Consider the following 1152-nt stretch of genomic DNA (forward strand, 5'->3'; position numbering starts at 1 on the left):
TTTGGCTTGCTACGCCTTAGTTGAATAAACTCATAAGGGAACAACCATTATGTCATTTATCCGCCAGGAACTCGTTCTGCAAAAGCACTCTGAGTTGATCAACCTCTTATACTGATTGGTATTAGTCGCTAATCTAATTGACCTGAGATCTGATTCCGCCTAGCCTTTACTCATTATTTGTTAATAACCAAATTAAAAGGCTAGCCGCTCATGACTGAAAAAGTATCTGACATTTTTGACCCTGCATTATGGGATGTCGTACCTGGATTTAATTTCGAAGATATTACCTACCACAGAGCGAAAGATCAGGGAACGGTTCGGGTTGCGATAAACCGTCCTGATTGCCTAAACTCTTTCCGCCCGAAGACAGTTGATGAACTATACACCGCACTTGATCATGCTCGCCAATGGTCAGATGTTGGTTGTGTTCTTATTACTGGTAATGGTCCATCAGCAAAAGGGCAACACTCTTTCTGTGCCGGCGGCGATCAGCGGATCCGTGGTAAAGACGGCTACAAGTATGAAGGAGCAGAAGAGGGTACTGCTGACGTTGCTCGCATGGGTCGTTTGCATATTCTAGAGGTACAACGCTTAATTCGCTTTATGCCAAAAGTAGTCATTGCGGTTGTGCCAGGGTGGGCTGTTGGCGGTGGTCATAGCCTGCATGTTGTCTGCGACCTAACATTGGCGTCAAAAGAGCACGCTGTATTCAAGCAAACCGATCCCGATGTTGGTAGTTTTGATTCAGGTTATGGCAGTGCTTACTTAGCCAAAATGATTGGGCAAAAACGCGCGCGCGAGATTTTCTTCCTAGGCTTTAACTACACTGCTGAAGAAGCTTTTGATATGGGTATGGTTAACCGTGCTATTCCACACGCAGAGCTTGAAACAGAAGCATTAAATTGGGCAAAAGAGATCAACTCAAAGTCACCCACAGCAATGCGTATGCTTAAATACGGCTTCAACCTTCCTGATGATGGTTTAGTGGGACAACAATTGTTTGCTGGCGAAGCCACTCGCTTAGCTTATGGTACCCCAGAAGCACAAGAGGGGCGTGATGCATTCTTAGAAAAGCGTGAACAGGACTTCTCATCTTTCCCGTGGCACTACTAATTTACAGTATTTACCGCTAATTAATACCAATCAGTATAA

The 1152-nt window shown here is 44.7% G+C and carries 1 protein-coding gene; it reads left to right on the forward strand.

The features are described 5' to 3' along the window. Positions 1-210 precede the first annotated feature (210 nt). Positions 211-1113, forward strand: a complete 903-nt coding sequence (locus AB4238_RS15420) for a 1,4-dihydroxy-2-naphthoyl-CoA synthase (protein ID WP_220737726.1) — start codon at positions 211-213, stop codon at positions 1111-1113. The last annotated feature ends 39 nt before the right edge of the window (positions 1114-1152 follow it).

It is taken from the genome of Shewanella sp. 10N.286.45.A1 (assembly GCF_041470405.1).
GTDB lineage: Bacteria > Pseudomonadota > Gammaproteobacteria > Enterobacterales > Shewanellaceae > Shewanella.

Coding starts and splice junctions, on each gene's coding strand:
- AB4238_RS15420 (WP_220737726.1), top strand. CDS start 211: ATGACTGAAAAAGTATCTGACATTTTTGACCCTGCATTATGGGATGTC.